Genomic DNA, 25,837 nt, shown 5'->3' on the forward strand with positions numbered 1-25,837 from the left:
TCCGGTGTGCGTGACGGGTAAACTCTCTGGTGTAGGTGTCTGAACAGTCCCAAGCGGACGGCGGACGGCGAACGGGGCGAACCGCTACCGTTATGGTCACGAACTGAGACGTTCCGTCGATGGTTGGACCCGCACTGCTCCTCCTCGGCATCGCCGGCTTCCTCTACACCGGCTACCGACTCCGCCCCGCCTACCACGTCTATCGCGGCGACACCGACGACGTGATCGCCGCCGAGCGCGCCGACGGCCCGGTCGAACTCGAGGGCACCGCGAGCGAAATCACCGGCACCGTCGAGGCTCCGCTGACCGGCACGCCCTGTCTCGTCTACGAGTACGAGGTCGAAGAGCTCCGATCGAGCGGGAAGAACTCCTCGTGGGACACCGTCGACAGCGGAATGGGCGGGCTCCCGTTCCGACTCGAGGACCGCACGGCGAGCGTCCGCATCGAACCGGTCGGTGCCGACCTCGCTCTCTCCACGTCGGCCAGCACCAGAATCGACGGCGGCGAGCGCGAACCCGAGTCGATCCGACGGTTCCTCGAGCACGAGTCGGATCTCGAGTCCGAGAACACCTCACTCGATCTCGGGGTCGTCGAATTCGCGACGGGGAACGACCGAAAGTACCACGAACGCCGGCTCGACCCCGGCGAGGAGGCGTACGTCTTCGGCCAGTCGCGCTACGACGTAGAGGCTCGCGAGACGATGCGAGACATCAGTGCCATCGTCGGCGACGGACCGGACACGCCGGCGTTCGTCGTCGCAGACTCGTGTCAGGATGGGGCCGCCAGATTGCTCGTCAGACAGCAACTCTCGTGGCTCGCGATCAGCGCAATCGTCTTCGTCTTCGGACTCTGGATGACGGCTGCGATGGCGTTCTGAACATCTGCGGAACTGCAGACGTACGACTTCCGTGTACGGAAGGTACCTCGCCCGTACTTTGGTGTGACCAGTCGATAGCGCCTCACTTGCCAGTCTCGCTGAACGGTCGAGTACGATGTTGTGGGTAATACTTATGGAGTATTACTCCCTAACACAGAGTAATACATGCCGCGCGTCACCACCAAGGGTCAGGTCACTATCCCGAAGGAGATTCGAGAGACGCTCGGAATCGAACCTGGCGACGAAATCGCCTTCGAGGAGGTTGAGTCCGGGTACAAGATCCAAAAGAAGGAGCCGACGACGGCGGACGGTGAGGACCCCTTCGAGAAATACCGCGGTAGCGCTGACAGCGGTGATACCGGTGATACAATGCCCGAACGGATGCGCCGACTCCGTGGGGAGTACCCTCGCGATAGCGGCGACGAGAACGACGACGATGAGTCGGAGGCCAACGCGTGACGACAGCAGTCGATACGAACGTTCTTCTGGCGCTTCTCTACGAAGACGACTATGCGAACGCAAGCGAAGCGGAACTTCGACGAGCCTACCGTCGGGGCCGAATCGTTATTTCGTCGATCGTGTACGCCGAACTCGCAGCAGACGGTCACTTCGAGACGGCGTCCGAACTGGATCGGTTTCTAGCGGACCTCAGTATTCAGGTCGTCGAGCCGTCACGGGAGGCGTTGTTCCAGGCCGGCGAGGGGTTCCAGCGATACACTGATCGTCGACCTGATGGTCTCCAGTGCCCATCCTGCGGGACGAAACAGCGCGTTCACTGCGAGGAGTGCAGCAACGGTCTCTCACCGCGTCAGCACATCGCTGCGGACTTCGTCATCGGCGCGCACGCGACTGTAGATGGTGACGCGCTGCTCAGTTTCGATACCGCCTTCTACGAAACGTACTATCCGTCGTTGACCGTCTACCCCGAGTAGAGTTGCCTCATCACCTGACAGATGGGGCTGTAGTAGAGTGCCGTCTTCGCAGCAGAGCGCCACCACTCGAACGTGCAACCGGCACGGACACTTTTATCGATTCCCGCGTATCCTCCGAGCATGGACGTAGGACTCATGGTCACGTCGTTCGGGGACGTCGACCAGGCGGACGTCGCCGTTCGGGCGGAAGAACGCGAGTACGACGCCGTCTGGGTCGGGGAACTCTGGGGTGCGAGCGGCGTCGTGCAGCTCACGGAGATGGCCTGCCGGACCGACGAGATCGATCTCGGGAGCGCGATTTTGAACGTCTACTCCCGGTCGCCGGCCGTGCTCGCGATGACCGCCGCCTCGCTTTCGCAGTCCTCCGACGGGCGATTCAGACTCGGACTCGGAACGAGCACGCCGAAGGCCGTTGAAGATCTCCACGGCATGTCTTTCGATCGGCCCGTTCGGCGCGCCCACGAGACGATCGAACTGGTTCGCGAGTACACCACAGGCGACGGCCAGCCGGTCAACTACGAGGGACAACTTCTGCAGGCCGCGGACTTCCCCTCGATCGACGCGCCGGTGCCGATCTACCACGCCGGACTCGGCCCGGCGAATCGGCGCGTCGTCGGCCGGCTCTGTGACGGCTGGATACCGCACAACATCCCGTTCTCGAACCTCGATTCGGCCTTCGAGGAAGTCGCGGACGCTGCGCGCGAACGCGACCGAGATCCCGAGGAAATCACCATCGCGCCGTACGTTCCCTCGGTCGTCAGCGAGGACGCCGACGAGGCCCGCGAGACGCTGCGCCAACACGTCGCTTACTACGTCGGCAGCGGCGAAGGATATCGCCGCGCGGTCTCGATGGTCTACCCCGACCGAGCGGACCGGATCGCAACAGCCTGGCGCGAGGGCGACCGTGCGGCCGCGTCCGAGGCCGTCTCCGACGAGATGCTCGGAGATCTCGGTGTTGCGGGCACGCCCGACGACGCACGCGACCAGCTCCGGACCCTGGTGTCGGAGACCGGCATCGACCACCCGATCGTCGTCGTCCCGGAGCCGGCCTCGAACGCCGTGACCGAGGCGACAATCGACGCGCTAGCGCCGACGCAGCTGTAACCGGCCCTCTTCTACTCTAACTCCACCCGACAGTGCGTCTCCGCCGACTCGTACGCCGCCTCGATAATCGCCAAATCCGTCACCCCATCCTCGCCGTCCGGCTCCGGGTCAGTCCCCGTCACCACGCAGTAGCCGAAGTACTCGAACTCCTCTCGGACCTCGTCCACCGACGGTCCCGTGTACTCCATTCGCACATCGCCGCTCTCGACGACCATCTCCTGGGGCACCACGCCACCGAACGGTGACGCTATCGAAATCAGCCCGTCCGTCCCGATCAACTCGAGCCAACTGCTCGCGTGCGCGTCGAAACTCGCCGTACAGGCAGCCGTCGCACCCGTCGGGAACTCGAGTTGGAACGAGACGTGTTCATCGACCGCATCGAACGGCGCGGTACTCGAGTGCGTTCGTGCGTACACGTCGTCGGGTTCGGTGGTGAGGACGAAGCGGATGGTGTTCAACGGGTAGATGCCGAGGTCGACGAGCGCGCCGCCGCCGGCGAGGTCGGGATCGAGTCGCCAGGTGTCGGGGTCGGCGTGGTCGAGCAGTGGATGGGAGAAGCCGGCGTGGGCCTGGACAACGTCGCCGATGACGTCGTCGGCGACGAGCTCCTTCGTTCGGCGGACGGTGGGTTCGACCTGGAGCCGGTAGGCGGTCATCAGCGTCACGCCGGCATCGTCGCAGGCATCGACGATCTCCTGTGCTCGGTCCGCTGTCGTTTCGAGGGGCTTCTCACAGAGGACGTGTTTGCCGTTGTTGGCGGCGGCGATTGCGTAGCGGCCGTGGAACGCGTTCGGTGTCGCGATGTAGACGGCGTCGTAGGTGTCGATGTGGTTGCCGGCGAGATAGGCGTCGTAGGTGACGATGTGGTCGATGCCGAACTGTTCGTGGAGGGTTCGACACTGGTCGGTCGAGCCGGTGACCAGCATGGTCGTTTCGCAGTATCGCGACTCCGCGATCGCGGGCAACGCTCGGTTGCGAGCAAAGTTGCCGACGCCGACGATGGCGAGTCGGACTGTCTCCGGTGTCTCCGGCGCTGTCGGCTGGGCGTCCTCGCTCGCCCGTTCCCACTCTGTACGCTCCCAGTCGCGATGGGTGAACTCGTCGAAGGCGTCCTCGAGTGACATTGGTCTGATTCACTACGGTCTCTGGACCGAAAAGCGGCTGTTACCAACGACGGACCAGTCAGGGCCCGAACCTGTTCGGCGGCCTGATTTACGAACGCTTCCGTCCCAATAGCCGACTTGCCACTTTCGAATGTAACCGATGTGCCGTATTGAAGGAAAAAGTTATTCAATACGGCCGTGTGTTATCGATGTACCGACGGGTACCACACAATGGTCACGATGGAAACTGCGGAACTGGAAACCGACCTGAGTCTGTTCAAGTACGACTCGTTAGAGCAACTCCCGGCGGCCTACCGGGAGTTAGACGAGGCAGAACGAACGGGCCGCATCGAAACGGCACTCGCCGAGCTCGGCGACGACGTCGTTATTCTGGGACACAACTACCAGCGACGCGAGATCGTCGAGCACGCCGATTTCGTGGGTGACTCCTACCAACTCTCGAAGGAGGCTGCCGAGGCAGACGCTGAGTACGTCATCTTCGGCGGCGTGACGTTCATGGCCGAGAGCGCGGACATCATCACCGACGACGAGCAGACGGTGATCCTCCCCAGCATGGAGGCATCCTGTCCGATGGCCGGCATGGCCGAGGCACTCCAGGTCGACGCCGCGTGGGCGGAGATCACCGCCGCCGCGCCCGACGAGAACATCATCCCGATCACGTACATGAATTCCTACGCCGACCTGAAGGCCTTCTGTGCCAGCCAGGGCGGCCTCGTTTGCACCTCCTCGAACGCACACCGAGCCTTCGAGTGGGCGTTCGACCGCGGCGACAAGGTGTTATTCCTCCCCGATAAGCACCTCGGTGAGAACACCGCCCACCGACTCGGCATGGAAGACGCCATCGCCGAGTGGGACCCCTGGGACCCCGAGGGCAAGGACGCCACGGAAGTCGCCGAGAGTGACATCATCCTCTGGGACGGCTACTGCCAGGTTCACGAGCGCTTCCGCGAGGAGCACATCGAACAGGTCCGCGCGGATGATCCGGATGCGAACGTCATCGTCCATCCCGAGTGTCGCCGCGAGGTCGTCGAAGCCGCTGACGTAGCCGGCTCGACGGCGACTATCTGTGACACCGTCGCGAACGCCGAGCCAGGCGACACGTGGGCGATCGGCACTGAGATTCACCTCACCCGCCACCTCCAGCGCTGGCACCCTGAGGTGAACGTGCTTCCCCTCTGTGGCGACGCCTGCATGGACTGTAACGCCATGCGCCAGATCGATCCCAACTATCTGACGTGGGTCCTGGAGGAACTCGTCGCCGGCCGCGAGCGAAACGTGATCGAGGTCGCTCCCGACGAAAAAGAGCTTGCACAGGTTGCACTCGATCGCATGCTCGAGATCTAAGACGATGACCGACACACACTCCACCCCGAACGCAGCGACCGCCGAAACCGCAGCCGTGCTCGTCGTCGGTAGCGGCATCGCGGGCTGTTCGGCCGCACTCGCTGCCGCCCGCGAGGGGGCCGAGGTGCTCCTGTTGACCAAAGCAACGAAACCCGACGATGCCAGCACCGACTGGGCACAGGGCGGCATCTCGACCACCCGCGGCGACCCCGCCGCGCTCACGGAGGATATCATCGCAGCCAGCGACGGCACTGCCGATCCCGACGCCGTCGATGTCCTCGTCGACCACGCCGACGCGGCGGTCGAGGACGTGCTCATCGACACACTCGGTATCGAGTTCGACGAAACCGACAGCGGCGAGTTCGACTACGCCCGCGAGGCCGCCCACTCCGAGAATCGCATTCTCCACGTCGACGCGGCAACGGGCACTCACATCCTCCGTCCGTTCCTGAACCACGTCGACGACCACGATCGGATCGAGGTCCGTCAGGATACGGCTGCACTCGAGCTCATCACCCACGAAGGTCGAGTCTACGGCGTGGTCACGGACGAAGCACCGGCCGGCCACCCCATCTACGCCGGTACGACGATCCTCGCAACCGGCGGCATCGGCGCGCTCTACAGCCGCTCGACCAATCCGGACGACGCCACCGGCGACGGGATCGCGATGGCTGCGCTCGCCGGTGCAGATGTGGCCGATCTCGAGTACGTTCAGTTTCATCCGACGGCCTACGATTGCGAGGCGCGTAGCGCCTCGAAGCGAAGCGGCGGTGCCGCAAAGCAGGACACGTTCCTCCTCTCCGAAGCCCTCCGCGGCGAGGGCGCACTCCTCCGCAACGCCGATGGGGACCGGTTCATGCCCGACTACCACCCCGACGCCGAACTCGCGCCGCGAGACGTCGTCGCTCGTGCAGTCGAAACCGAGCGTGAGGCGACCGGCGAGGTCGTGCTCGACGTGAGCCCACTCGAGTTCGACGCCGAGTTCCCGACCATCGCCGCGAAGTGCCGCGACCGCGGCATTGAGGGCGACGAAATTCCCGTCGCACCCTGCGAGCACTTCCTCTGTGGCGGCATCGCGGTCGACAACCGTGGGCGCACGTCGCTGGATCGGCTCTACGCCGTCGGCGAGTGTGCCCGGACGGGCGTTCACGGCGCGAACCGTCTCGCGAGCACGAGCCTTCTCGAGGGACTCGTCTGGGGACTGCGGGCGGGAGAGGACGCGGCCGGGGCTGGAGCAGGCTCCGATCCCGACCCCACAGCCGTCGATGCGCCGGACCTCCTGAACCGCGATCCCGACCTCCCCGACCGCTTCGCGGGCGAGAAATTCGCGCGGCTCCAGCGGACGATGGACGAGTATCTCGGACTCAAGCGCGACCCCGACGAAATCGCTCGCGCGGGTGCCGTCCTCCGGCGACTCAAGGGAGAGGTTGACGCCTACATCCGCACGCGGACGGCGCGGGATCTGTACGAACTCCGGAACGCGAGCGTCGTCGCGCTGCTGATCGCACGCGCTGCGAGCGAGAACCCGGAGTCGGTTGGGTGTCATCACGTCGTCGAGGATGAACAGATGCCGGAACAGACGGCGGACGACTGACGACCGATGAGCACAGATCACCACACCCATCATCCACCATGATCACCGACCAACAGATCGAACGCTGGCTCCGCGAAGACGTCGGCCACCACGACGTGACGAACCAGGTACCCGGCGAGACGACCGGCCGACTCGTCGCCAAAGCGGACGGCGTCGCCTCCGGAATCGAGGCTGCAGCCGCCGTCTTCGAATACCTCGGCGTAACCGTGACGGACCAACTCGAGTCGGGCGCGCGACTCAAGGCGGGTGACGAACTGCTCGCCGTCGAGGGGAGCGCCCGCGATGTCCTCCGCGGGGAGCGCGTCGCGGTCAACCTCGCGGGCCACGCCTCGGGCATCGCAACGCGGACGCGCCGGGTCGTCGACGAGGCACGCGAGGCGCGACACGCTTCGAATACGCGAGCGGCTGCAGGCTGCGAGCGAGGTGCTAATACCGACTTCGACGACATCCGAATCGCCGCAACCCGGAAAACGACACCCGGCCTGCGCGGACTCGAGAAGCGCGCCGTCGTCGCCGGCGGCGGCGACACTCACCGCCTCGACCTCTCGCACATGGTCATGGTGAAGGACAACCACATCGCGGAGATGGGGCTCGAGGGCGCAATCGAGCACTTCCGCGAGCACGCGTCGTTCGCCACGAAACTCGACGTGGAAGTGGAGTCAGTCGAGGACGCACCGCGAGCAGCGGCGGCGGGTGCGGATATCGTCCTGCTCGATAACATGACGCCGACGGAAACGCGCGAAGCCGTCTCGCTGCTCGCTGAATACGAAGGCGTACTGGCCGAAGCCAGCGGCGGGATCACACTCGAGTCCGTCGCCGACTATGCGGCCACGGGTGTGGACGTGATTTCGATGGGATCACTGACCCACTCCGCGCCGTCGCTGGATTTATCGTTTCGAACGGGGGTCTAAGCCCGTGCAAGAGTGAGACCGTCGAATTCGGTACCGTCAGCGCCGGCGCGAAAGTGTGCTGACGGCGCGTCTCCCTCTCGATAACGGCATCTCTCAGCGCTAGTCCAGTTCACTTTCACACCGGTTGGCGCGAGTTCATGACCGTGCGAGTTCTACACATAGTGAGGAGTGCGTATGACCAGCTTTTCCCACCACAGACGGACGACAGCGGCGTGTCTCGCCCGAACTCGGCTACGGCTCGACAAGGATGGAGGCGATCGGATGACCGACCGACAGCGGGGTTCTGAAGACTACACGAATCGCGCCCGATCAGGGGACGCCGAAACGCACGAACCGCACGTCCACGCCAGATCAGCGACGCTGGATGAGCGTCGGGGAGGGCGAGGACAGACCAGTGAACCGACGGACGACGATCCCGCGCCGCTCGCCATTGAAATCGCGGGGCTCGTCAAGCACTTTGGCGAGACGAAAGCCGTCGATGGCATCGACCTGCAGGTCCCCGCCGGCGGGATCTACGGCCTCCTCGGACCCAACGGAGCCGGAAAGACGACCGTCATCCGCATGCTCGCGACGCTGTTACAGCCCGACGCCGGCACGGCACGGGTGTTCGGGGACGATGTTGCGACAGCGGGCGACGCGGTTCGCGAGCGAGTGAGCCTGACGGGGCAGTTCGCGTCCGTCGACGAGGATCTCACTGGCCGCGAGAATCTCGTATTGCTGGCTCGCCTGCTCGGCTACTCGAGAGCCGGTGCTCGCGAGCGGGCGACCGAGCTTCTCGACGCCTTCGGGCTCACCGAGGCGGCGACGCGGCAGGTGAAGACCTACTCGGGCGGCATGCGCCGACGGCTCGACATCGCGGCGAGCATCGTCGTCACGCCGGAGTTGCTCTTTCTCGACGAGCCGACGACCGGGCTCGATCCGCGGAACCGAAATCAGGTCTGGGACATCATCCGCGCGCTGGTCGCGAACGGCACCACGGTCCTCTTGACTACGCAGTACCTTGACGAAGCCGACCAGCTCGCGGACCGAATCGCGGTCATCGACGAGGGACGAATCATCGCCGAGGGAACCCCGGGCGAACTCAAAGCCTCCGTCGGTTCCGGCGTGCTGTCGGTCCGGCTGCGCGACCCGGCTCGACGGGAAGCTGCACGGGACGTACTGCAACCCGTGCTCGACGCGCCGGTCGTACGCGAGTCCGATCCGGCAGCGCTCTCGGCTCGGGTCACGGACTCCGGCCGGGTTACGCGGGCGTTCGAGGCGCTGTCGCACTCGAGTATCGAGGTGAGCGAGTTCACGCTCGGCCAGCCGAGTCTGGACGAGTTTTTCCTGACGGTGACGGATCGGTCGGGGCGTGCGGAGGCGGCGGCTGCTGACGGATCTGAGGGATCTGGGAGTGCTGAGGGTGCTGGGAACGCTGAGAGCGCTGCGACTACTAGAACTGTCGCTACTGCTGACCGGGTCGAGAATCGGTCCGGGAATCGGCCTGCGAGTGACTCCAAGAGGCGATCACAATGAGCAACGGTCCTCCCGACCCCGACGTCGAGCAGCTCCAGCTAGCAGTCTCGGATAGTCCGCGACCGTCGCGTCCCAGCGCGGTCTCCGCCTCACTGACGTTCGGCTGGCGCGCGCTGTTGAAGATCAAGCACGTGCCCGAACAGCTGTTCGACGTTACCGTCTTCCCGATCATGTTCCTATTGCTGTTCACCTACCTGTTCGGCGGTGCGCTGGCCGGGTCGACGGATGCGTACCTGCAGGAACTCCTGCCAGGAATTCTGGCGATGACCGTCGTCTTCATCACGATTTACACCGGCGTCACGCTGAACGACGATATCGACGAGGGCGTCTTTGACCGGTTCCGAACGATACCGGTCTGGCAGCCGTCGGTCATCGTCGGTGCCCTGCTCGGCGACGCCGTCAGGTACACTATCGCCTCGACGCTCGTGATCGTTCTCGGCGTCGCGCTCGGCTTTCGGCCCGCAGGCGGCATCGTTGGCGTCCTCGCGGCGGTCGCGTTACTCCTGGTGTTCTCGTTCAGCCTCTCGTGGATCTGGACGGCGCTCGGCTTCGTCATGCGGACGCCCGAATCTCTCATGGGCGTCAGTATGCTGATTCTGTTCCCGCTGACGTTCGTCAGCAACGTCTTCGTCGACCCGCGAACGATGCCGGGTTGGCTCGAAGCGTTCGTCGCGATCAATCCGGTCAGCCACCTCGTCACGGCCATGCGTGGGCTGATGCACGGCACCGCGACGGCCGGCGAGGTCGGTATCGTCCTCCTGCTGTCCGTGGCGCTCGTCGTCGTTTTCGGTCCGCTCACCATGTACCTCTTCCGCGCGCAGCAGTAGTCGGCCACTCTGCTGCTCGGCTCTCTCGGCGCGCAGCGAAAAAGTGATGGTCATCCTACCTGTCTACGGACCATGAGCGACGTACACGAACCGAACACTGCACAGTTCGAGGACGGCCCCATCACACCCGAGCGAATCGCTGCGGCGGTGGGACTCGTCGATATCGGTGTCTTCGCCGTCCTCGGCCACTTCCTGTTCGAGGACCCCGCAATCGGCGCGCTCGCCGGCCTCTTCGTCGGCGGCGGTATCTACCTCTTTCTCCCGCTGTTCATGTGGGCCGAGCCAAACGACGGTCTCGAGAATATGGTTCCCGAGAACGGCGGCGGTCCGTTTCGCTCGTTGCACCGGCTCGCGGCCGGTATGGCGCTCCCGCCCGCCGGCATCGTCCTGTTTACCACGCAGTTCGTCGAGCTCGATCCGTTCTTCGGACTCGCCGTAGCGCTCCTCGCCGGTGTCGGCCTCTACGTCCCGCTCGCGTGGCTGCTCCCGAACGCCCAACTCGAGTAGCCGGACGCTGCGCCAGCCTGTACCCCTGCTCGCCACCCATCCCGGGTTGCGCCTGCCGGTCAGCCGCTTTTGCTCACTGGTCAGGTAGGCCGACCCATGACGGAGCTTCCCCTTTCTCCCGACGCCGGAACCGACGCGGAGACCGACGGCTGGAACGCGCTGTACCTCGCCGGTAAGTGGACCGACCAGGGCGATCGCGACTCGATTTCCGTCGAGAATCCCTACACACGCGAGGAGCTCACGACGGTCCCCGCCGGCACGCCCGACGACGTGGACCAAGCCTACGAAGCCGCTGCAGCGGCACAAGAACAGTGGGCCGACCAGCCACCACAGGGTCGCGCCCAGGTCGTCACCGCCGCACTCGAGTTCGTCCGCGACAATCGCGAGGCGGTACTCGAGTTGCTCGCGCTCGAGGCGGGGAGCGCGCGGGTCAAGGGCGTCGCCGAGATCCAGACGGCGACGGGGATGATGCAGCAGGCGGCGAGTTTTCCGTTCCGAATGGACGGCCAGCAGACGGAATCGATCGTCCCGGGGAAGGAGAATACGGTCGAACGCGTCCCGGTCGGCGTCGTCGGCGTAATCTCGCCGTGGAACTTCCCGCTGCACCTCTCGATGCGGGCGGTCGCGCCGGCGATCGCGGCTGGCAACGGTGTCGTGCTCAAGCCGGCCTCGAACACGCCGATCACGGGCGGTCTTTTGCTGGCCCGCATCTTTGAAGAAGCGGGCGCGCCGGAAGGACTGATTAGCGTCGTCCCCGGTTCTGGCTCCGAAATCGGCGACGAAATTGCTGGCCACGATATCCCGCGCGTGGTCGCGTTCACCGGTTCGACACCGGTCGGCCTCTCCGTCGCCGAGCAGGCCGCGGGCAACTGTGCGCTCCCGGCGCTCGAACTCGGCGGGAACAACGTTCACGTCGTCACCGACCGAGCAGACGTCGAACAGGCCGCCGACGCCGGTGCCTTCGGCTCGTTCCTCCACCAGGGCCAGATCTGCATCTCGGCCAACCGCCACCTCGTCCACGAGGAGGTCTACGACGAGTACGTCGACCAGTTGGCCGAGCGCGCCGCGAGCCTGCCGACGGGCGACCCGACCGACGAGGAGACGATCATCGGCCCGATCATCGACGAAAGCCAGCGCGACCAGATTATCGAATACATCGAGGACACCGTCGCGGAGGGTGCCACACTCGAGGCCGGCGGCGACCACGACGGCCTCGTCGTCGAACCGACTGTGCTCGCCGACGCCGACAACGACATGCCCGCCGCCTGCAACGAGCACTTCGGCCCGGTCGCGCCAGTGATTCCGTACTCGAGTACTGAGGAAGCGATCGAACTGGCCAACGACACGATTCACGGTCTCTCGGGCTCGGTTCACAGTCAGGATCTTGCCCAGGCGCGCCGGATTGCAGACGGGATCGAGACGGGGATGATTCACATCAACGACCAGCCGGTCAACGACGAGCCCCACGTTCCGTTCGGTGGGATGAAACAGTCCGGGCTGGGACGGTACAACGGCGAGTCGATACTCGAGGAGGTGACGACGACGAAGTGGATTTCGGTGCAGCGCGAGCCGCGGGAGTATCCGTTCTGACCTGTTGGTGACCTGTGGGGTCTATCCCTGGCGGCCTGGCGGCTCACACAACCACCTCCACTAGAGCGTGTAGTCTTTCTCCGAGGCTGCAAACGGCATGACGGTCGCGTTTCGCTGGGCGACCCACGAGAGCCGCAGAACGAACGAGGCGAGGATCGCGAGCGGCGCGAAGCAGGCGATCATGGCGACGAGTGTCGCGCCGACGATGGCGGCCGCCGGCAGCGCTTCGATCGCCGCGAGGTCGTACACTGCGAGCGTCGCGGCGGTGAGAAACTGCGCTGGGAGCCCGACAAATAGCAGCGTCCGCGAGAGGAACGAGAGTTCCTTCGTGATGTAGACGGTTCGGAAGTACTTCCGAGCCACGTCGATGTGGAGCAGATGTTCACGGATCGACTCAAAGAGGTCACGCTGGTCACCGGATAGTTGGTCTTCGTACTCGGTTTCGATCCGCGTGAGTTCGTACAGTTGTTCGGCCTGCGTCGTCCCGAGCGTCGCCGCAATTGCCCCAAAGATCTGCTCGTCGGCTGCAGGTGTGTCGAGCGCTTGCGTCACTCGGCGAACGTCCTCCCGAAGCGCTCCGATGAGTTCGTCGAGTTCGGCCGAGAGGTCGTCTGACTCCTGACCCGTGTTCGTCTCGCGTAATTGCTGCGCCCGGTTCCCCAGGTTCTCGTGGAGGACGAGCAAGAACGAACCCGGCATCACTGGGCTCACCTTCCGGTCCATCACCGACTGGACCTCGTTCCTGTACTCGACAGCGTTTCGCGTCCGCTGCTCTAGGTCTCCGGGTGATCCGAGTTCTCGCGAGAAGACGAGTTGGTTGATCGCGATGACGACCGTGATCAGTGTGAGGTTGCCCCCGAGAAATGCGCTGAATAGCAGGTACAGTGGTTCGCCGGGCTCACTGGGAAAGAGATTTGCAGCGAGGAGCGCACAGAGGAGGACGAAAATCCCGCCGAGGAGCACGCCCGCGACCGAGAAGCGGTTTCCGTCGATAACAGTCCAGTGAAAGACGCTGCGGCCTTGTTCGTTCGCGTCGTCGGGCATAGCCGGAATTTCTATCGCGGCCAGTCTCGTGAAGCATTTACCGGCGATGCAAACAACCGCTGCTTGTGGCGCGTGTGGAAGACGTTGCTCGCGGAGCGTGTGGAACGAGGGCCGACGGACGAAGCTCGGTATGAATCTCCTGATTGTTGTGGGATAGCACGTTGCGAGGGAAGGGATTTGAACTACCTGAACTTCGGTCGCTTCGCTCCCTCGTTCCGTCGTTCAAATCCTTCGTTCGATTCCCGCTGCTCTCGGGTTACTCGCAGCGGTAATGCGAGGGAAGGGATTTGAACCCTCGGACCCCTACGGGAGCGGGTCTTAAGCCCACCGCCGTTGGCCTGCTTGGCTACCCTCGCACAAAAGGCACTCGTGGATATCCGCCCCGCTAAAATGTGCGTTTCGGTGTTCGTTTCTCACGAGCGCTCACAAACGAGCGCCAGCGGATGCTACCAGTCGACGCTCAGCGTCCCATCACCGTGTGGATCCGGCGCGATCTCCTCGTCGGTCCGCCGGTCGATAACGTGGATGCAGCCGTCGTCCTTCTTCGCCGGACAGATCTCTGCGGCGCGAACATTGTGATCCAGGTCCTCCTCGTCGATGAAGTATTCGTTCGGTTTCGCGATACCGGAGGCGAGCGACATCTCCCAGTTGTCACTGACTTCGGCACACTTGCCGGCCCCGAAACACTTGTTCGCCTCGAAAATGATCTTGTATGGCTTCTCCTCGATCGGTGGTGCGTCGGTCGATCCCACGTCGCTCGCACGCTGGATGCCGTCGTCGCCGTCGTCAGTCATTATATGGCTGTTCGGCTGGGTCGCCTTTCGCGTTACGGTTGTGGTGAGTCACTCGCCGATGTCGACGGTTCCATCGCCGGCCGGGGCAGATCGTACGTAACGCCGGTCAACTCCCGCGAAACGCTCCAGAGACGGTGGGCCGTCTCCTCGTCGTAGGACCGCTCCGAGGAGGCCTGCCGTGTCGGCGTGCCACGCATATTCGCGAGTCCACCGGGACCGTAGTACGCCCCGCCCTCGACGTCCGGGACAGTTGCAGCGTACAATGTCGGTAGCGCGCCGCGTTTGGACGACTGCGCAAGAAGAGCGTTGAGCAGCCACCGCACTGCCTTTCGCCCTCGCGCGCCCGTTTCTTCGGGACCGCGGTACTGGAGTTTGGTCGCCGCGTAGCCAGGATGGACAGCGATACTCCGTACGTTTGCATCCGCGGTGAGCAACCGTCGCTCGAGTTCGTACGCAAAGAGCACGTTCGCGAGCTTCGACTGCGCATAAGCGTCCCAGGGGTCGTACGACGACTCGTGGTGGAGGTCGTCGAAATCGATGTTGCCGCGTTCGTGCATGCCACTCGAGACGGTGACGATACGAGCGTCGTCCTCGCTCTCGACGGCGGCGGTCTGTACCCGATCGAGCAGCAGTCCGGTGAGCGCGAAATGACCGAGGTGGTTGACGCCGAACTGGGTCTCGAAGCCGTCTGCGGTCTCTGAACGCGGAATCGCCATCGTTCCGGCGTTGTTGATCAACACGTCGACCGGGTCGTCTACGCGCGCCGCGAACTCGCGAACTGACTCGAGGCTAGCAAGGTCACACCGTTCGACGCGGAGGTCGGCGTCCGGAACCTCCCGACAGATGTCGACGGCGGCCTTTTCGCCGCGGTCGAGGCTTCGGCAGGCCATGATAACGGACGCACCGTTGCGCGCGAGTTCGCAGGTCGTCTCGCGCCCGATACCGCTGTTCGCGCCCGTCACGACGATTGTCCGGCCGTGCTGGTCGGGGATGTCGGCGGCTGTCCAGCCCATAGGTGTCGAACGACCAACGATATCTTTAAGCACCGGTGTAAAGTACGCTTTACTGTAAAGCATGTCCGACACCAGACAGCAGGTGAACACGGTACTCGGAATCGGGAGGCAAACGTACGAACGATCAGTCTGGGGACTCGTCGTGATTGGTTGTCTCGGCCTTCTCGCTGGCATCCTCCTTCGCGAGCAGCTTATCGGAACCGCCACGTATCTCGTGACGGTGTGGGCGGCTATGATCGTCGCAGTGGCGGTTCCATACGTCAGCGACACGAAACTCGTCGACGAGCGCGACGAGCGGCTTCACAACCGTGCGAGCGGGCTGCTGATCGGCATCGCGTTCATGGTCGGACTCGGGATCGTTCCGGCGCTCTACGTGCTGAACGCGGGCAACTATATTACGATCTCACCGACGGTCTGGGGCGGAATCTACCTGTTCTCAGCCTTTGGACTCCTCTACGGTGTCTGTTATACGATCGTCAGCCGTCGCTCCTGATCACTTCAGCATGGAAAATCATCTCACCGAACGGCGGGAGGAAGCGGGACTGAGTCAGGGCGACCTCGCCGAGGCGGTCGACGTGACACGCCAGACGATCAACGCAATCGAGCGCGAACGCTACGATCCGTCGCTGGAACTCGCGTTCAAACTGGCCGCCTTCTTCGAGTGTCACATCGAGGAGCTCTTCGAACCGAACATAGATCTCGATCTCGTTTCAAACTCTGATCTCAAAACCGAGTGACGGCAATCTGTAGGGCCGTCGCAACCGAACTCCGCAAATCGAAAACTGAACTGGATTGAATTCAATGGAACTGGCCCAAGCCAGTCTGAGCTTACTCGTAGTCGACCGAAACCGACTCGAGTACGACTTCTTCGCGCGGCTTGTCGTTGCGGTCGGTGTCGACGCTGCCGATCTCTTCGACGACATCCATGCCGTCGGTGACTTTGCCGAAGACGGAGTGGCGGTCGTCTAAGTGTGGCTGGGCGTCGAGCGTGATGAAGAACTGCGAGCCGTTGGTGTTCGGGCCGGAGTTAGCCATGCTCAGGACGCCGGCGTCGTCGTGGCGCAGTTCGTCGTGGAACTCGTCGTCGAACTGGTAGCCCGGGCCGCCGCGGCCGGTTTCGGTTGGGTCGCCACCCTGAATCATGAAGCCCTCGATGACGCGGTGGAAGGCGACGTCGTCGTACAGCGGTTCGCCGTCGACTTCCTCGCCCGTCTCGGGGTCTTCCCACGTCTTGCCGCCGGTCGCGAGTCCGACGAAGTTGTCGACGGTGCTCGGTGCGCGCTCGTCGTAGAGTTCGACCTCGATGTCGCCCCGGTTCGTGTGCAGGGTTGCAGTAACGTTGCCCATACGTCGGGGTCGACGGGACGGGTGAAAACGATAGTGGTCTCGGCTCGTGTGAGGCAGTGAGTGCCGCTGCGTTTTGCGGGCCGCACCTACATACAACAGGCGGTTGTAGCCTCGAGCATGACCGAGACGGTGCATACGTCCGAGACGGTGACGCTCGCACGACTCCCGTCCGGTGTTCCGCTCACGACGACAGTGCACAGCTATCGTCCTGCTGGCACGGACACCGACGGGAGCGAAGCGAGCGAAACCACAGACAGGGACGCACCAACGCTGTACATCCAGGCCGCCCAACACGGCCGCGAGGTGAACGGCACCGAAACGCTGCGGCGATTTCACGAGCGGGTCCTGCAGGAACCCCTGTCGGGGACCATCATCGCCGTCCCCGTCGCGAACCCGCTCACCTTCGACCGTGTGTCCTATACCGCACCGGAGGCCTTCGACAGCGTCAACAGCAATATGAACCGGGTCTGGCCGGGTGATGCTGACGGCAGCCTCCACCAGCGCATGGCTGCCACCCTCTGGGAGTACGTGACAGAGGCCGACGCGATCGTCGATCTCCACACCGGCAGCCCCGACATGTACCCACACGTCGTCTACCGCGAGGGCGACGACCGCGCCCGCGAACTCGCTTCTGCGTTCGGGACCGACCTGCTCCTCTCTGAGGAAGCAAACGACGACGCCACCGAGGAGTGGCACCGCCGCGGCTTCGCCGGCAAACTCCGCGTCGCCGCCGCAGAGGAGGACGTTCCGGCGATCACACCTGAACTTGCACACAACAAACAGATCGTCGAGCGTGCTGTCGAAACCGGCGTCGACGGCCTCTTCAACGTCTGTCGCTCGCTCGGCCTGCTCCCGGGTGACGTCATCGATCACGACCAGACCGTCGCCCGAAACCACCTCGGAAAAGTGACGACACCCGAATCAGGCCTGTTCCGTCCCGAGCCGGCACTCGAGTTAGGTGAACTCATCTCAGCGGGGACGACCCTGGGAACGGTGTTCGATCCGGCGACATACGAGCCATTGGCGACGGCGACGGCGGAGCGAGCGGGAGTGTTGTACGCCCTCACGAAGGAAGCCACCGTCGTGGAGGGAGAGACGCTCGCGAGTGTCGCGCTGGTTCGGGAGTCAGAGACCTGATCGGGTGAGAGACGGGGCCAAGCGACTCAACGACACTGGGGTCCGGGTTGCACGCTCGCTTACAGACCAAGCAGTGCGAACCCGAGCACCGAGGTGGCGACGAGGACGACCGTCCACGCACCAAGACCGACCGTCAGCCAGGCGACGACAACCCGTGGTCGGTCGTCGACGATGAGGGCGAGCAGGGCAGTGAGGTGAATCCCGGCCAGGATCGGACCGGCAACGGCGAGGCCGGGGAGTCCGTACCGGTCCCAGATTCGCCGTGCGCGGCCGTATCGGCCGGTCGGTTCCGAACGCTGACTGTGCTCAGGTTCACCTGAGTCGACACCGGATTCGACACGTGACACGGCGTCGCATTCAGCGTCGTACTCGAGTCCCGGCGCGCTATCATCCCCCTGAGCCTGGCGACGAGCCCACCATCGTTGGAGTCGATACTGGAAGACGACGACCAGGGAGACGGCGGTGACGCTGCCGGCGAAGGCCGCGATGCCGGTGGCAAACGGGTCGAGTCCAAGGCCGATCGCTGCGGGAATCACGATGAACGGCTCGACTGCGGGCACCATCGCGAAGACGAACACGAGGAGGTAACGGGCGATGCCGGCCGACTCCTCGAGTGCCGTTCCGACATCGAAACTCGCGGTGAAATCGATGGTCGTCCCCACGTCTGCAATCGGTACCAGCGCCGAGAGCGAGGGCATTGTTCAGACACTCGGTTTGGGGAAACCAAAGCGATTTCGACTCGACAGAGTGTGACTGTCTCATGCGGCTGCAACTGGATCGCGTCGTGCTGAAACGGGACCCGCGTGACGGCGTTACGCCGAGAATCCGCCGTCGACGACCAGCCCATGTCCGGTCACGAACGACGCTTCGTCGCTCGCGAGGAAGAGAATCGCGTCGGCGATCTCCTCGGGCGTGGCGAGGCGCTTCAGCGGGTACTCCTCGGCCATCTTCTCGCGCGCTGCCTCGGGGTCGTCTCGAGTGGCCAGATACTGGTCGAGCAACTGCGTTTCAGTAAAGCCCGGACAGACCGTGTTCGCGCGGACGCCGTAGGGGCCAGCCTCGGCCGCGACAGCGCGGGTCATGTTCAGGACGGCACCCTTCGTCAGCGAGTAGGCTGCCTGCTTCGGGAGACCGAGGAGGCTCGCCAGCGAGCCGACGTTGACGATTGCGCCGTGGCCCTGCTCTTTCAGGTGCGGCAACGCGGCGTGACAGCCGTTCCAGACGCCGTTGATGTTGACGTCGACGACGAAGTCCCGGATGGATTCGTCGATGGTCTCCAGACTGCCGCCGGGGTGGCCGGTGCCGGCGTTGTTGACGAGGACGTCGAGTCCGTGCTCGGCGACAATTTCGTCGATCACGTCGTGGAACTGTTCGGCGTCGGTCACGTCGAGTTTATAGAACGCGGCGGAGCCGCCTGCCTCCTCGATCGCTTCGGCAACAGCCTCACCGTCGTCGTTGATGTCCGTGACGATGACGTGTGCGCCCTCCTCGGCACACCGCTCGGCGGTTGCCTGTCCGATCCCTGCCGCTGCACCGGTGATGACCACGGTTTTGTCAGCGAGTCGCATGGGTACGCCATCATCCGGACAATACATAAATTCGTTCATTGTTTGACCACTAATAGTTGCCGCTGTTTGGGAAACAACTCGCTTCAAAAAACAATGGTAGCAGTAGTCTACAGGCAGTCGGGTCGGTCACCTCGAGTCTGCGGTGACGACGCTGGCGGTGTCTCACGATCATCATTCAGGTCGTCCTGACTGTCGGTAGCAACGGCCACAGTGTCGATATCGCAGGGTCGTTCCGGGAGGATTCGATACTCAATGAGTTCGTCATCCGCGATGATCACAGCCAGAATATCACTCTCGGAGACGCTGTCGAACTCCGATCGCGGAACGACCAGTTGGTCGACGAGTTGCCCGTCCTCCTCGAGTAGCAAGACGACGTGTTCGCCGTCCACGATTCGGTCGACGACGGCGACGTATCGCTCGGTATCGGCCGGTCCATCGGTATCCGAATCAGTCTGTGTATCGATACTCCCAGCAACACTCCCGCTCCCAACCGCCAGGCCGGTTGCGAGCGCAGTCATCGTCCGGAGTGTCGCGCGTCGTGATGGCATCTGTTGTGAAGCCATAGCTTCGGTGGTTTCGTAATCGTATATAAATCGTCAGTCGTGATGGATCAACTCGACACAAGTAGTACTAAGGTGATGATTGAAAGATAGTACTATAGATCTAATTGTTATTTCTGTCGATGCTTTTGGAGACGATTATTGAATCTGTTATCTTTTGGGTAGTACGCTTCGTCAGTTCATCTCTCAACAGACTGTGGTCGTAGATGGGAGTGACCTATAGTGGTATAGCCATCTCCAGTTCACTACGCTAGTCAACCCGGGTCCTGATCACTACATATTTGACTCCATAGTAGAATGTTTTTATGATGGTTTTTACATGCGCGTAGCCAATCGTGGATTCGGTACTCGAGTACCCAACCAAAGCCAATCGTTCCCCTCCAAAGGTTTATCACTCGGCTAGGAAGTTATTCCAATGATGGCTACACAGGAGTCGATTGCCCACGAGGCGCGATTACGGGCGCAGAACATCGGTGGGATCGATGAGACGACAGTCGAACTCGAGTCGGGCATAACCGTCCTCGCCGGGCGCAATGCGACGAACCGAACGTCGCTTCTGCAGGCGTTCATGGCCGCCCTCGGCGGGGAATCGGCATCGCTCAAGGCCGACGCCGAGGAGGGGTACGCCGAACTCGAACTCGACGGCGAGACCTACACCCGCACGCTCACCCGCTCCGGTAACACCGTCGTCACCGACGGCGATCCCTATCTCGACGAGCCGAAACTCGCCGACCTCTACGCGTTCTTACTCGAGTCCAACCCGGCTCGCCGCGCTGTCACGATGGAGGACGACCTGCGCGAGATCATTCTCCGGCCGGTCGACACCGACGAGATCGAACGCGAAATCTCGCGGCTGACCGACGAGAAAAACGATCTTTCGAACGAACTCGACCGGCTCGAGTCACTCACGAACGATCTCCCGGGGCTCGAGCAGGAGCGCACCGACCTCGAGACCAAGATCGAGGACAAGCGCGACGAACTCGAGGCCGTCAAAGCGGCTATCGAGGAGGCCGAAGCCAGCGCCGACGCCCAGCAGGAAGGCCAGGACGAACTCGAGGAAAAACTGAGCGAACTCCGTGAGCGCCGCTCCGCACTCGAAGACGTCCGCTTCGATCTCGAAACCGAACGGGAGAGCCTCTCCGCACTGCGCGGAGAGTACGAGGAACTCGAGGACGAACGCGCAGACCTCCCTGCTCTCGACTCGCTCGATCGCGAGGAGGTCGACGACGAGATCGACCGCCTCCAACGCCAGTCGCAGTCGATCGACGGCGTCATCAGCCAACTCCAGAGCATCGTCCAGTTCAACGAGGAGATGCTCGAGGGCTCACACCCCGAAATTCGACAGTTGCTCGCCGACGGTGCCGAACACGAGTCGGACGCCGAATCGCTCACCGACCAGCTCGTCGAGGACCAGGAAACCGTCCGCTGTTGGACCTGCGGAACGCAGGTCGAACGCGACGAGATCGAGGGGACGATCGAACGCCTGCGCGACCACCAGGAGACGAAACTCGCAGAGCGCGACGACCTCGAGGACCGGATCGAATCCCTCCGTGCTGAGCGCCGCGAGATCAACCAGACGCGCCAGCGCCACGAACGCGTCGACCGCCGCCTCGAATCCGTCAGCGACGAGATCGACCAGCGCGAGGCCCGCCTCGACGACCTCTCCGACCGCCGCGAGGAACTGGAAGCCGAAATCGACGCACTCGAAACCGAAGCCGCCGAACTCGAGGCCGAAGCCGACACGGGAGACGACGAGAACGAGGCCGACGAGAGCCTCCTCGACCTCAACCGCCGCGCGAACGAACTCGAGTTCTCCCTCGGGCGACTCGAACGCGACCTCGAGACGACGACCGACCGGATCGAGGAGATCGAGTCCGACCTCGACGAACGAGAACGCCTCGAAGCGCGCCGCGAAGAAATCCGCGAGGAACTCGAGGAACTGCGCACGCGCATCGACCGGATCGAACGCGAGGCCGTCGAGTCGTTCAACGACCACATGGACGCCGTGCTCGAGGTACTCGAGTACGACAACATCGACCGGATCTGGATCGAGCGGGTTGGGAAGACGGTTCGCGAGGGGCGACGAAAGGTCGAGCAGACGGCGTTCGACCTGCACATCGTCCGGAGTACGGCGGAGGGACGGACCTACGAGGATACAATCGATCACCTGAGCGAGAGTGAGCGGGAGGTAACGGGGCTGATCTTCGGACTTGCGGGCTATCTCGTCCACGAAGTCTACGAGGAGGTGCCGTTCATGCTGCTCGACTCGCTCGAGGCGCTGGACTCGAACCGAATCGCGTCGCTCGTGGAGTACTTCGAATCGCACACCGACTTCCTCGTCGTCGCCTTGCTGCCCGAGGACGCAGCGGCGATCGACGACGAGTACGATCGCGTGACCGAGATTTAAGTATCGCTTGCTGGCCAATCCCGTAACACCAGTATCGGTGTTATGGGTTCGACATGCGAAACAGTTCGGTTGCTGGTGTGGGGTACTCGTTTCGGATGGCGGTGTTTTCGTAGCGCAACGGGGCAGGGTAGGACGGTCCGTTCGCCAGGCGTCAGGACTCGTAACAGTCACACGAACCTGCAGCCAGCAAGTCCGCGACGTCGTACTGTTTTCCACAGCGTTCACAGAGTACCTGTACGTCCGCAAAAACCCGGTGTGGGCCGACTCGGAGCTGGTCAGTATCCTGCAGTCGATCGAGCTTGCTCTCCGTAACGGCGACCGTCCGTTGGCGCAGGCCATCGATCGTGCGGGCCGTCGTCGCCGCACTCGTTTGCCCTTCGGTTGGCGGTGGTGAGGCGTTTCGATAGCCGGTGAGGTACGAGCGAATCGCACCGTAGGAGACGAACTCGTCGGTAAGCGACGACACGTCGACGCCCTGCCGTTCGAGTCGGCGCTCGATCTGCGTTCGTTCGCCGCGGCTTCCGGTGTCGCCGGTGAGCAGCGAGTAGAGCTGTGAGACGTCGTCAGTGACCGTTTCGACATCGGCGTCGGCGAGTGCCGCCCGTAACAGTTGTTCGTTGAACCAGTCTGCGAGCGTCCGCAGGCTGTCATCGGTGTCGGGATCCGTCCAGCGGCTCTCGAGTTCCGCGCCGATAGTTGCAAGTTCGTGCTCGTACGTTTCGATGAGGCGTGCGACTTTCGGTTTCGGTCCTGGGGTCGACGATTCGTCGGTCATAGCGCGATAGGGTCCCCCAGCGCTGGTGACTGGTGGGCGCGCCGGTCCCATCCTCGTCGAGTACTCTCGTGGTCCATCGGTTGCGACGACTTTCGGTCAGTCGCCGAAAGTCGTTTCGGTGGTGGCACGTCGATCCCGGACCGCAGCTGTTCCGCATGCCGGACACGTTCATCCGATAGCTGGGTCAGCTATGCTGGGGCGACTGGCGGTAATATATGCGATGGAGAGTCGATGGCTCACAGTCCGACACTGTGGGAACTCGTTTCGTATGTCGAAGACAGAGAGCACAGAATGCGTTCCGGTCGGACAGTTCGTGACGTGTTCGGGTCGGGTTGGATCCGGACCGCGTGTCTGTTCCGCAGAAACGAACCCAGTCTGCGTGCGTGGTCCGTCGGCAGAAGCTGAACGTGGGCAGAAACCGGATACTGCAACCAGTGTCTGCGGTCAGCCGTACGCCAGCGTCACTTTGATTTCGCCCGCCTTGTCCCAGAGGCGATTTGGGAGTTCCTCGTGGACGTACTCGTCCTTGAACCGACTCGTCGGCCCGAACACACTCAGCGCACCGAGCAGCGTCTCGTCCGGCGTATAGACCGGGACGGCAACGCCACGGAGGCCGGCCATGTACTCCTCGTTGTTCACCGCGTAGCCGCGCTCGCGAATCGTCTCGAGTTCGGCGTACAGTTCGTCGGGGGTAGTGATGGTATTGTCCGTGCTCGACTCCAGTCCGACAGCGTCGATGAACTCGGCGACGGCATCGTCGTCCCACTCCGAGAGAATCGTCTTTCCGGCCGCGAGTGAGTGGAGCGGACGTCGCTTGCCGATCATCGTATCGGAGAGGCTTCCATACCGGTGGATGTAGACGCCCTCGTAGTCCTCCTCGACGATGAAGACGGCACGCTCGTCAGTCTCCTTGCCGAGTTCGAACACCTTCCGTTTCGCCGCGGTGTAGCCCTTCTTGCGGCCCCGGGCCTGTTCGCTGATCTCGAGGAACCGAAAGCCGACGAAGTACGCGCCGTCGCGCTCGACGACGTAGCCGAGGTCGACGAGCGTCGAGAGGTGGCGGTAGACGGTGCTCTTGGTGAACGATGTCTCCCGTGTGAGTTCCGTGATCGTCACGCCGTCCTCGTCTGCGAGCGTTTCGAGGATTTCGAAGGTCTTGCGAGTCGTCGACACCCCCGCGTCGTCCCGGTCGGTTCGATCGGTGCACATAGCAGCGCGTTCCGGCGGCGCGCCAATGAATGTTCCGGAGAGTAAAACGATACCACCTCAACGTGAAACAGACGGTGTCACACGGAACAGCCACGCCCGTTTGCGATCTGTGTTGGTTGCTACCCTACTGCACGCATTTCAGATAGCGGCTGTGGTGTTTCACCATCCAACCAGATGCGTTCAATCTCCGGAACAGGATCGAAAAACGAGTGTGCAGAGACCAGTTGGTGATGGAGGCCAGTGTGGATGTCGGAAAAGAGAGCGACAAAGACAGAGCAAGAAGAACGGAAGCGACGGCAATCTGAGAGGCGAAGTGGAGTTGTGCCGGTGACGCCGGCGTCGGCGTCACCGTTGACGGTGGCGTTCGTTCACTGGTACGCCTTGATACCGGTCAGCTCCTCGCCGAGCACCAGCGTGTGGATGTCGTGGGTGCCCTCGTAGGTGTAGACCGTCTCCATGTTCGCCATGTGACGCATCGGCGAGTAGTCCGTGGTGATGCCGTTGCCGCCGAGCATCTCGCGGGCGACGCGAGTCTGGTCGCGAGCCATGCGGACGTTGTTGCGCTTCGACAGCGAGACGTGGTGTGGCTGCATGTCGCCGCGCTCTTTGAGCTCGGCCAGACGGTAGGCGAGCAGTTGGGCGAGCGTGATCTGGGTCGCCATCTCGGCAAGCTTGCGCTGCTGGAGCTGGAATCGACCGATCGGACCACCGAACTGTTCGCGATCCTGGGCGTACTGTCGTGCCTCCTCGAAGGCGTCGCGAGCTGCACCGATCGCACCCCAGGCGATGCCGTAGCGGGCCTGCGTGAGACAGGAGAGTGGCCCCTTCATGCCGGAGACGCCCGGGAGGACGTTCTCTTCCGGCACGTGAACATTGTTCAATCCGATTTCGCCCGTGATCGATGCACGAAGCGAGAGCTTCTCGGTGATCTTGTTGGTCGAAACGCCGTCGCGGTCGGTCTCGACGAGGAACCCGCGAACGGGGTTGTCTTCAGCCGAGCGGTCGCGCGCCCAGACGATGGCGACATCCGAAATCGGGGAGTTCGTGATCCACGTCTTCGAGCCGTTCAGGACGTAGCCATCGCCGTCGGCTTCGGCGTGGGTTTCCATGCCCGACGGGTTCGAGCCGTGTTCGGGCTCGGTGAGTCCGAAACAGCCGACGGCCTCACCCTGGCCGAGCTTCGGAAGCCACTCTTCCTTCTGTGCTTCGCTGCCGTAGGCGTGGATCGGGTACATGACGAGCGCACCCTGTACGGACGCCATCGAGCGCAGTCCCGAGTCGCCGGCCTCGAGTTCCTGCATCAGCAGGCCGTAGGCCGTCTCGGAGACGTTCGGTGAGCCGTATCCCTCGAGGTTGGGCGCGTAGAAGCCGAGCTCGCCCATCTCGGAGATCAATTCGGTCGGGAACGTTCCCTCCTCGAAGTGCTCGCCAATATCAGGCTTGACGTGCTCCTCGACGAACTCCCGGGCGGTGTCCCGGATCAACCGTTCTTCCTGGTCTAAATCCGCTTCGAGCTGAACGAAATCCAGCATAGATTGAACATCAGCCAACGGAAGCATAGGTATTGTGGTTTGCCTATCACACACATGCGTGCGCCTGATTCACGCTCAATTTTACAAGAACTGTGAACAGATTTCCTGTGTTTAGAGTTGTTTCG

At 63.1% G+C, this 25,837-nt stretch carries 26 protein-coding genes and 1 tRNA gene; 15 read left to right on the forward strand and 12 right to left on the reverse strand.

Features of this window, described 5'->3' with window-relative positions:
• The first annotated feature begins 119 nt into the window (after positions 1-119).
• From BBD46_RS08955 to BBD46_RS08970, 4 genes are all read left to right on the forward strand, one after another.
• Complete coding sequence (locus BBD46_RS08955) at positions 120-878, forward strand: E3 ubiquitin ligase (RefSeq protein ID WP_071401373.1); 759 nt, start codon at positions 120-122, stop codon at positions 876-878.
• Positions 879-1,043: 165 nt separating this feature from the next.
• A complete protein-coding gene (locus BBD46_RS08960) occupies positions 1,044-1,337 on the forward strand; it encodes an AbrB/MazE/SpoVT family DNA-binding domain-containing protein (RefSeq protein ID WP_071401374.1) in 294 nt (97 codons plus the stop codon).
• Positions 1,334-1,810 carry a PIN domain-containing protein gene (locus BBD46_RS08965; RefSeq protein ID WP_006653827.1) on the forward strand — a complete coding sequence of 159 codons (477 nt, stop codon included), beginning with the start codon at positions 1,334-1,336 and terminating at the stop codon, positions 1,808-1,810. Before BBD46_RS08960 ends, BBD46_RS08965 begins: the two co-directional genes overlap by 4 nt.
• A gap of 120 nt (positions 1,811-1,930) precedes the next feature.
• Positions 1,931-2,914: an LLM class flavin-dependent oxidoreductase gene (locus BBD46_RS08970; protein WP_071401375.1), complete on the forward strand. Its 984-nt coding sequence runs from the start codon at positions 1,931-1,933 to the stop codon at positions 2,912-2,914.
• Positions 2,915-2,925: 11 nt separating this feature from the next.
• Here the strand turns inward: BBD46_RS08970 and gfo6 are convergent, their stop codons facing one another.
• Complete coding sequence (gfo6, locus tag BBD46_RS08975; protein WP_071401376.1) at positions 2,926-4,038, reverse strand: D-xylose 1-dehydrogenase Gfo6; 1,113 nt, start codon at positions 4,036-4,038, stop codon at positions 2,926-2,928.
• 210 nt (positions 4,039-4,248) lie between these two features.
• On the opposite strand from gfo6, the gene nadA reads away from it, so the two are divergent.
• From nadA to BBD46_RS09010, 7 genes are all read left to right on the forward strand, one after another.
• A complete protein-coding gene (gene nadA, locus BBD46_RS08980; protein ID WP_071401377.1) occupies positions 4,249-5,382 on the forward strand; it encodes a quinolinate synthase NadA in 1,134 nt (377 codons plus the stop codon).
• 4 nt (positions 5,383-5,386) lie between these two features.
• Positions 5,387-6,976, forward strand: a complete 1,590-nt coding sequence (locus tag BBD46_RS08985; protein WP_071401378.1) for an L-aspartate oxidase — start codon at positions 5,387-5,389, stop codon at positions 6,974-6,976.
• A gap of 38 nt (positions 6,977-7,014) precedes the next feature.
• Entirely contained in the window at positions 7,015-7,887 is an 873-nt protein-coding gene (nadC, locus tag BBD46_RS08990) for a carboxylating nicotinate-nucleotide diphosphorylase (protein WP_071401379.1), read from the forward strand.
• 261 nt (positions 7,888-8,148) lie between these two features.
• On the forward strand, positions 8,149-9,402 hold the full coding sequence (locus BBD46_RS08995) for an ATP-binding cassette domain-containing protein (RefSeq protein ID WP_084777718.1): 1,254 nt from the start codon (positions 8,149-8,151) through the stop codon (positions 9,400-9,402).
• Positions 9,399-10,229, forward strand: coding sequence for an ABC transporter permease (locus tag BBD46_RS09000; RefSeq protein WP_071401380.1), 831 nt, complete (start codon positions 9,399-9,401; stop codon positions 10,227-10,229). The genes BBD46_RS08995 and BBD46_RS09000 overlap by 4 nt, the downstream gene beginning before the upstream one ends.
• 72 nt (positions 10,230-10,301) lie before the next feature.
• Complete coding sequence (locus BBD46_RS09005; RefSeq protein WP_071401381.1) at positions 10,302-10,736, forward strand: hypothetical protein; 435 nt, start codon at positions 10,302-10,304, stop codon at positions 10,734-10,736.
• Between the two features lie 96 nt (positions 10,737-10,832).
• Positions 10,833-12,326 (forward strand): aldehyde dehydrogenase family protein, encoded by a 1,494-nt coding sequence (locus BBD46_RS09010; RefSeq protein ID WP_071401382.1) that lies wholly within the window; start codon positions 10,833-10,835, stop codon positions 12,324-12,326.
• A 60-nt stretch (positions 12,327-12,386) separates the two neighbouring features.
• On the opposite strand, the gene BBD46_RS09015 is transcribed toward BBD46_RS09010, so the two are convergent.
• From BBD46_RS09015 to BBD46_RS09030, 4 genes are all read right to left on the reverse strand, one after another.
• A complete protein-coding gene (locus BBD46_RS09015) occupies positions 12,387-13,370 on the reverse strand; it encodes a hypothetical protein (RefSeq protein WP_071401383.1) in 984 nt (327 codons plus the stop codon).
• 272 nt (positions 13,371-13,642) lie between these two features.
• Positions 13,643-13,726: transfer RNA gene (locus BBD46_RS09020), tRNA-Leu, on the reverse strand.
• Between the two features lie 90 nt (positions 13,727-13,816).
• Positions 13,817-14,164, reverse strand: coding sequence for a ferredoxin (locus BBD46_RS09025; protein ID WP_071401384.1), 348 nt, complete (start codon positions 14,162-14,164; stop codon positions 13,817-13,819).
• A gap of 32 nt (positions 14,165-14,196) precedes the next feature.
• Positions 14,197-15,177: an oxidoreductase gene (locus BBD46_RS09030; RefSeq protein WP_071401385.1), complete on the reverse strand. Its 981-nt coding sequence runs from the start codon at positions 15,175-15,177 to the stop codon at positions 14,197-14,199.
• A 61-nt stretch (positions 15,178-15,238) separates the two neighbouring features.
• Here BBD46_RS09030 and BBD46_RS09035 point away from each other — a divergent pair, with 61 nt between their 5' ends.
• Both BBD46_RS09035 and BBD46_RS09040 read left to right on the forward strand, forming a co-directional pair.
• Complete coding sequence (locus BBD46_RS09035; protein ID WP_071401386.1) at positions 15,239-15,670, forward strand: DUF2178 domain-containing protein; 432 nt, start codon at positions 15,239-15,241, stop codon at positions 15,668-15,670.
• Positions 15,671-15,680: 10 nt separating this feature from the next.
• Positions 15,681-15,914, forward strand: coding sequence for a helix-turn-helix transcriptional regulator (locus tag BBD46_RS09040; protein ID WP_071401387.1), 234 nt, complete (start codon positions 15,681-15,683; stop codon positions 15,912-15,914).
• 91 nt (positions 15,915-16,005) lie between these two features.
• Here BBD46_RS09040 and BBD46_RS09045 read toward each other — a convergent pair whose 3' ends face one another.
• Positions 16,006-16,524: a peptidylprolyl isomerase gene (locus tag BBD46_RS09045; protein ID WP_071401388.1), complete on the reverse strand. Its 519-nt coding sequence runs from the start codon at positions 16,522-16,524 to the stop codon at positions 16,006-16,008.
• A 117-nt stretch (positions 16,525-16,641) separates the two neighbouring features.
• Between BBD46_RS09045 and BBD46_RS09050 the strand changes: the two genes are divergently transcribed.
• Positions 16,642-17,661: a succinylglutamate desuccinylase/aspartoacylase family protein gene (locus BBD46_RS09050; RefSeq protein ID WP_071401389.1), complete on the forward strand. Its 1,020-nt coding sequence runs from the start codon at positions 16,642-16,644 to the stop codon at positions 17,659-17,661.
• A gap of 59 nt (positions 17,662-17,720) precedes the next feature.
• Here the strand turns inward: BBD46_RS09050 and BBD46_RS09055 are convergent, their stop codons facing one another.
• The 3 genes from BBD46_RS09055 to BBD46_RS09065 all read right to left on the reverse strand — a co-directional run bounded on the left by BBD46_RS09055 (position 17,721) and on the right by BBD46_RS09065 (position 19,792).
• The gene (locus tag BBD46_RS09055; RefSeq protein ID WP_253184532.1) at positions 17,721-18,359 is read right to left on the reverse strand and encodes a small multi-drug export protein; all 639 of its coding nucleotides are present in this window, start codon (positions 18,357-18,359) and stop codon (positions 17,721-17,723) included.
• Positions 18,360-18,473: 114 nt separating this feature from the next.
• Positions 18,474-19,229, reverse strand: coding sequence for an SDR family NAD(P)-dependent oxidoreductase (locus BBD46_RS09060; RefSeq protein WP_071401390.1), 756 nt, complete (start codon positions 19,227-19,229; stop codon positions 18,474-18,476).
• A gap of 107 nt (positions 19,230-19,336) precedes the next feature.
• Positions 19,337-19,792, reverse strand: coding sequence for a hypothetical protein (locus tag BBD46_RS09065; RefSeq protein WP_071401391.1), 456 nt, complete (start codon positions 19,790-19,792; stop codon positions 19,337-19,339).
• 415 nt (positions 19,793-20,207) lie between these two features.
• On the opposite strand from BBD46_RS09065, the gene BBD46_RS09070 reads away from it, so the two are divergent.
• Positions 20,208-22,196 carry an archaea-specific SMC-related protein gene (locus tag BBD46_RS09070; protein WP_071401605.1) on the forward strand — a complete coding sequence of 663 codons (1,989 nt, stop codon included), beginning with the start codon at positions 20,208-20,210 and terminating at the stop codon, positions 22,194-22,196.
• A 151-nt stretch (positions 22,197-22,347) separates the two neighbouring features.
• On the opposite strand, the gene rdfA is transcribed toward BBD46_RS09070, so the two are convergent.
• The 3 genes from rdfA to BBD46_RS09085 all read right to left on the reverse strand — a co-directional run bounded on the left by rdfA (position 22,348) and on the right by BBD46_RS09085 (position 25,712).
• Positions 22,348-22,971, reverse strand: coding sequence for a rod-determining factor RdfA (rdfA, locus tag BBD46_RS09075; RefSeq protein ID WP_071401392.1), 624 nt, complete (start codon positions 22,969-22,971; stop codon positions 22,348-22,350).
• A 444-nt stretch (positions 22,972-23,415) separates the two neighbouring features.
• The gene (locus tag BBD46_RS09080) at positions 23,416-24,180 is read right to left on the reverse strand and encodes an IclR family transcriptional regulator (RefSeq protein WP_071401393.1); all 765 of its coding nucleotides are present in this window, start codon (positions 24,178-24,180) and stop codon (positions 23,416-23,418) included.
• Between the two features lie 368 nt (positions 24,181-24,548).
• Entirely contained in the window at positions 24,549-25,712 is a 1,164-nt protein-coding gene (locus BBD46_RS09085) for an acyl-CoA dehydrogenase family protein (RefSeq protein WP_071401394.1), read from the reverse strand.
• Positions 25,713-25,837: the final 125 nt, after the last annotated feature.

It is taken from the genome of Natrialba sp. SSL1 (assembly GCF_001861355.1).
Lineage (GTDB): Archaea > Halobacteriota > Halobacteria > Halobacteriales > Natrialbaceae > Natrialba.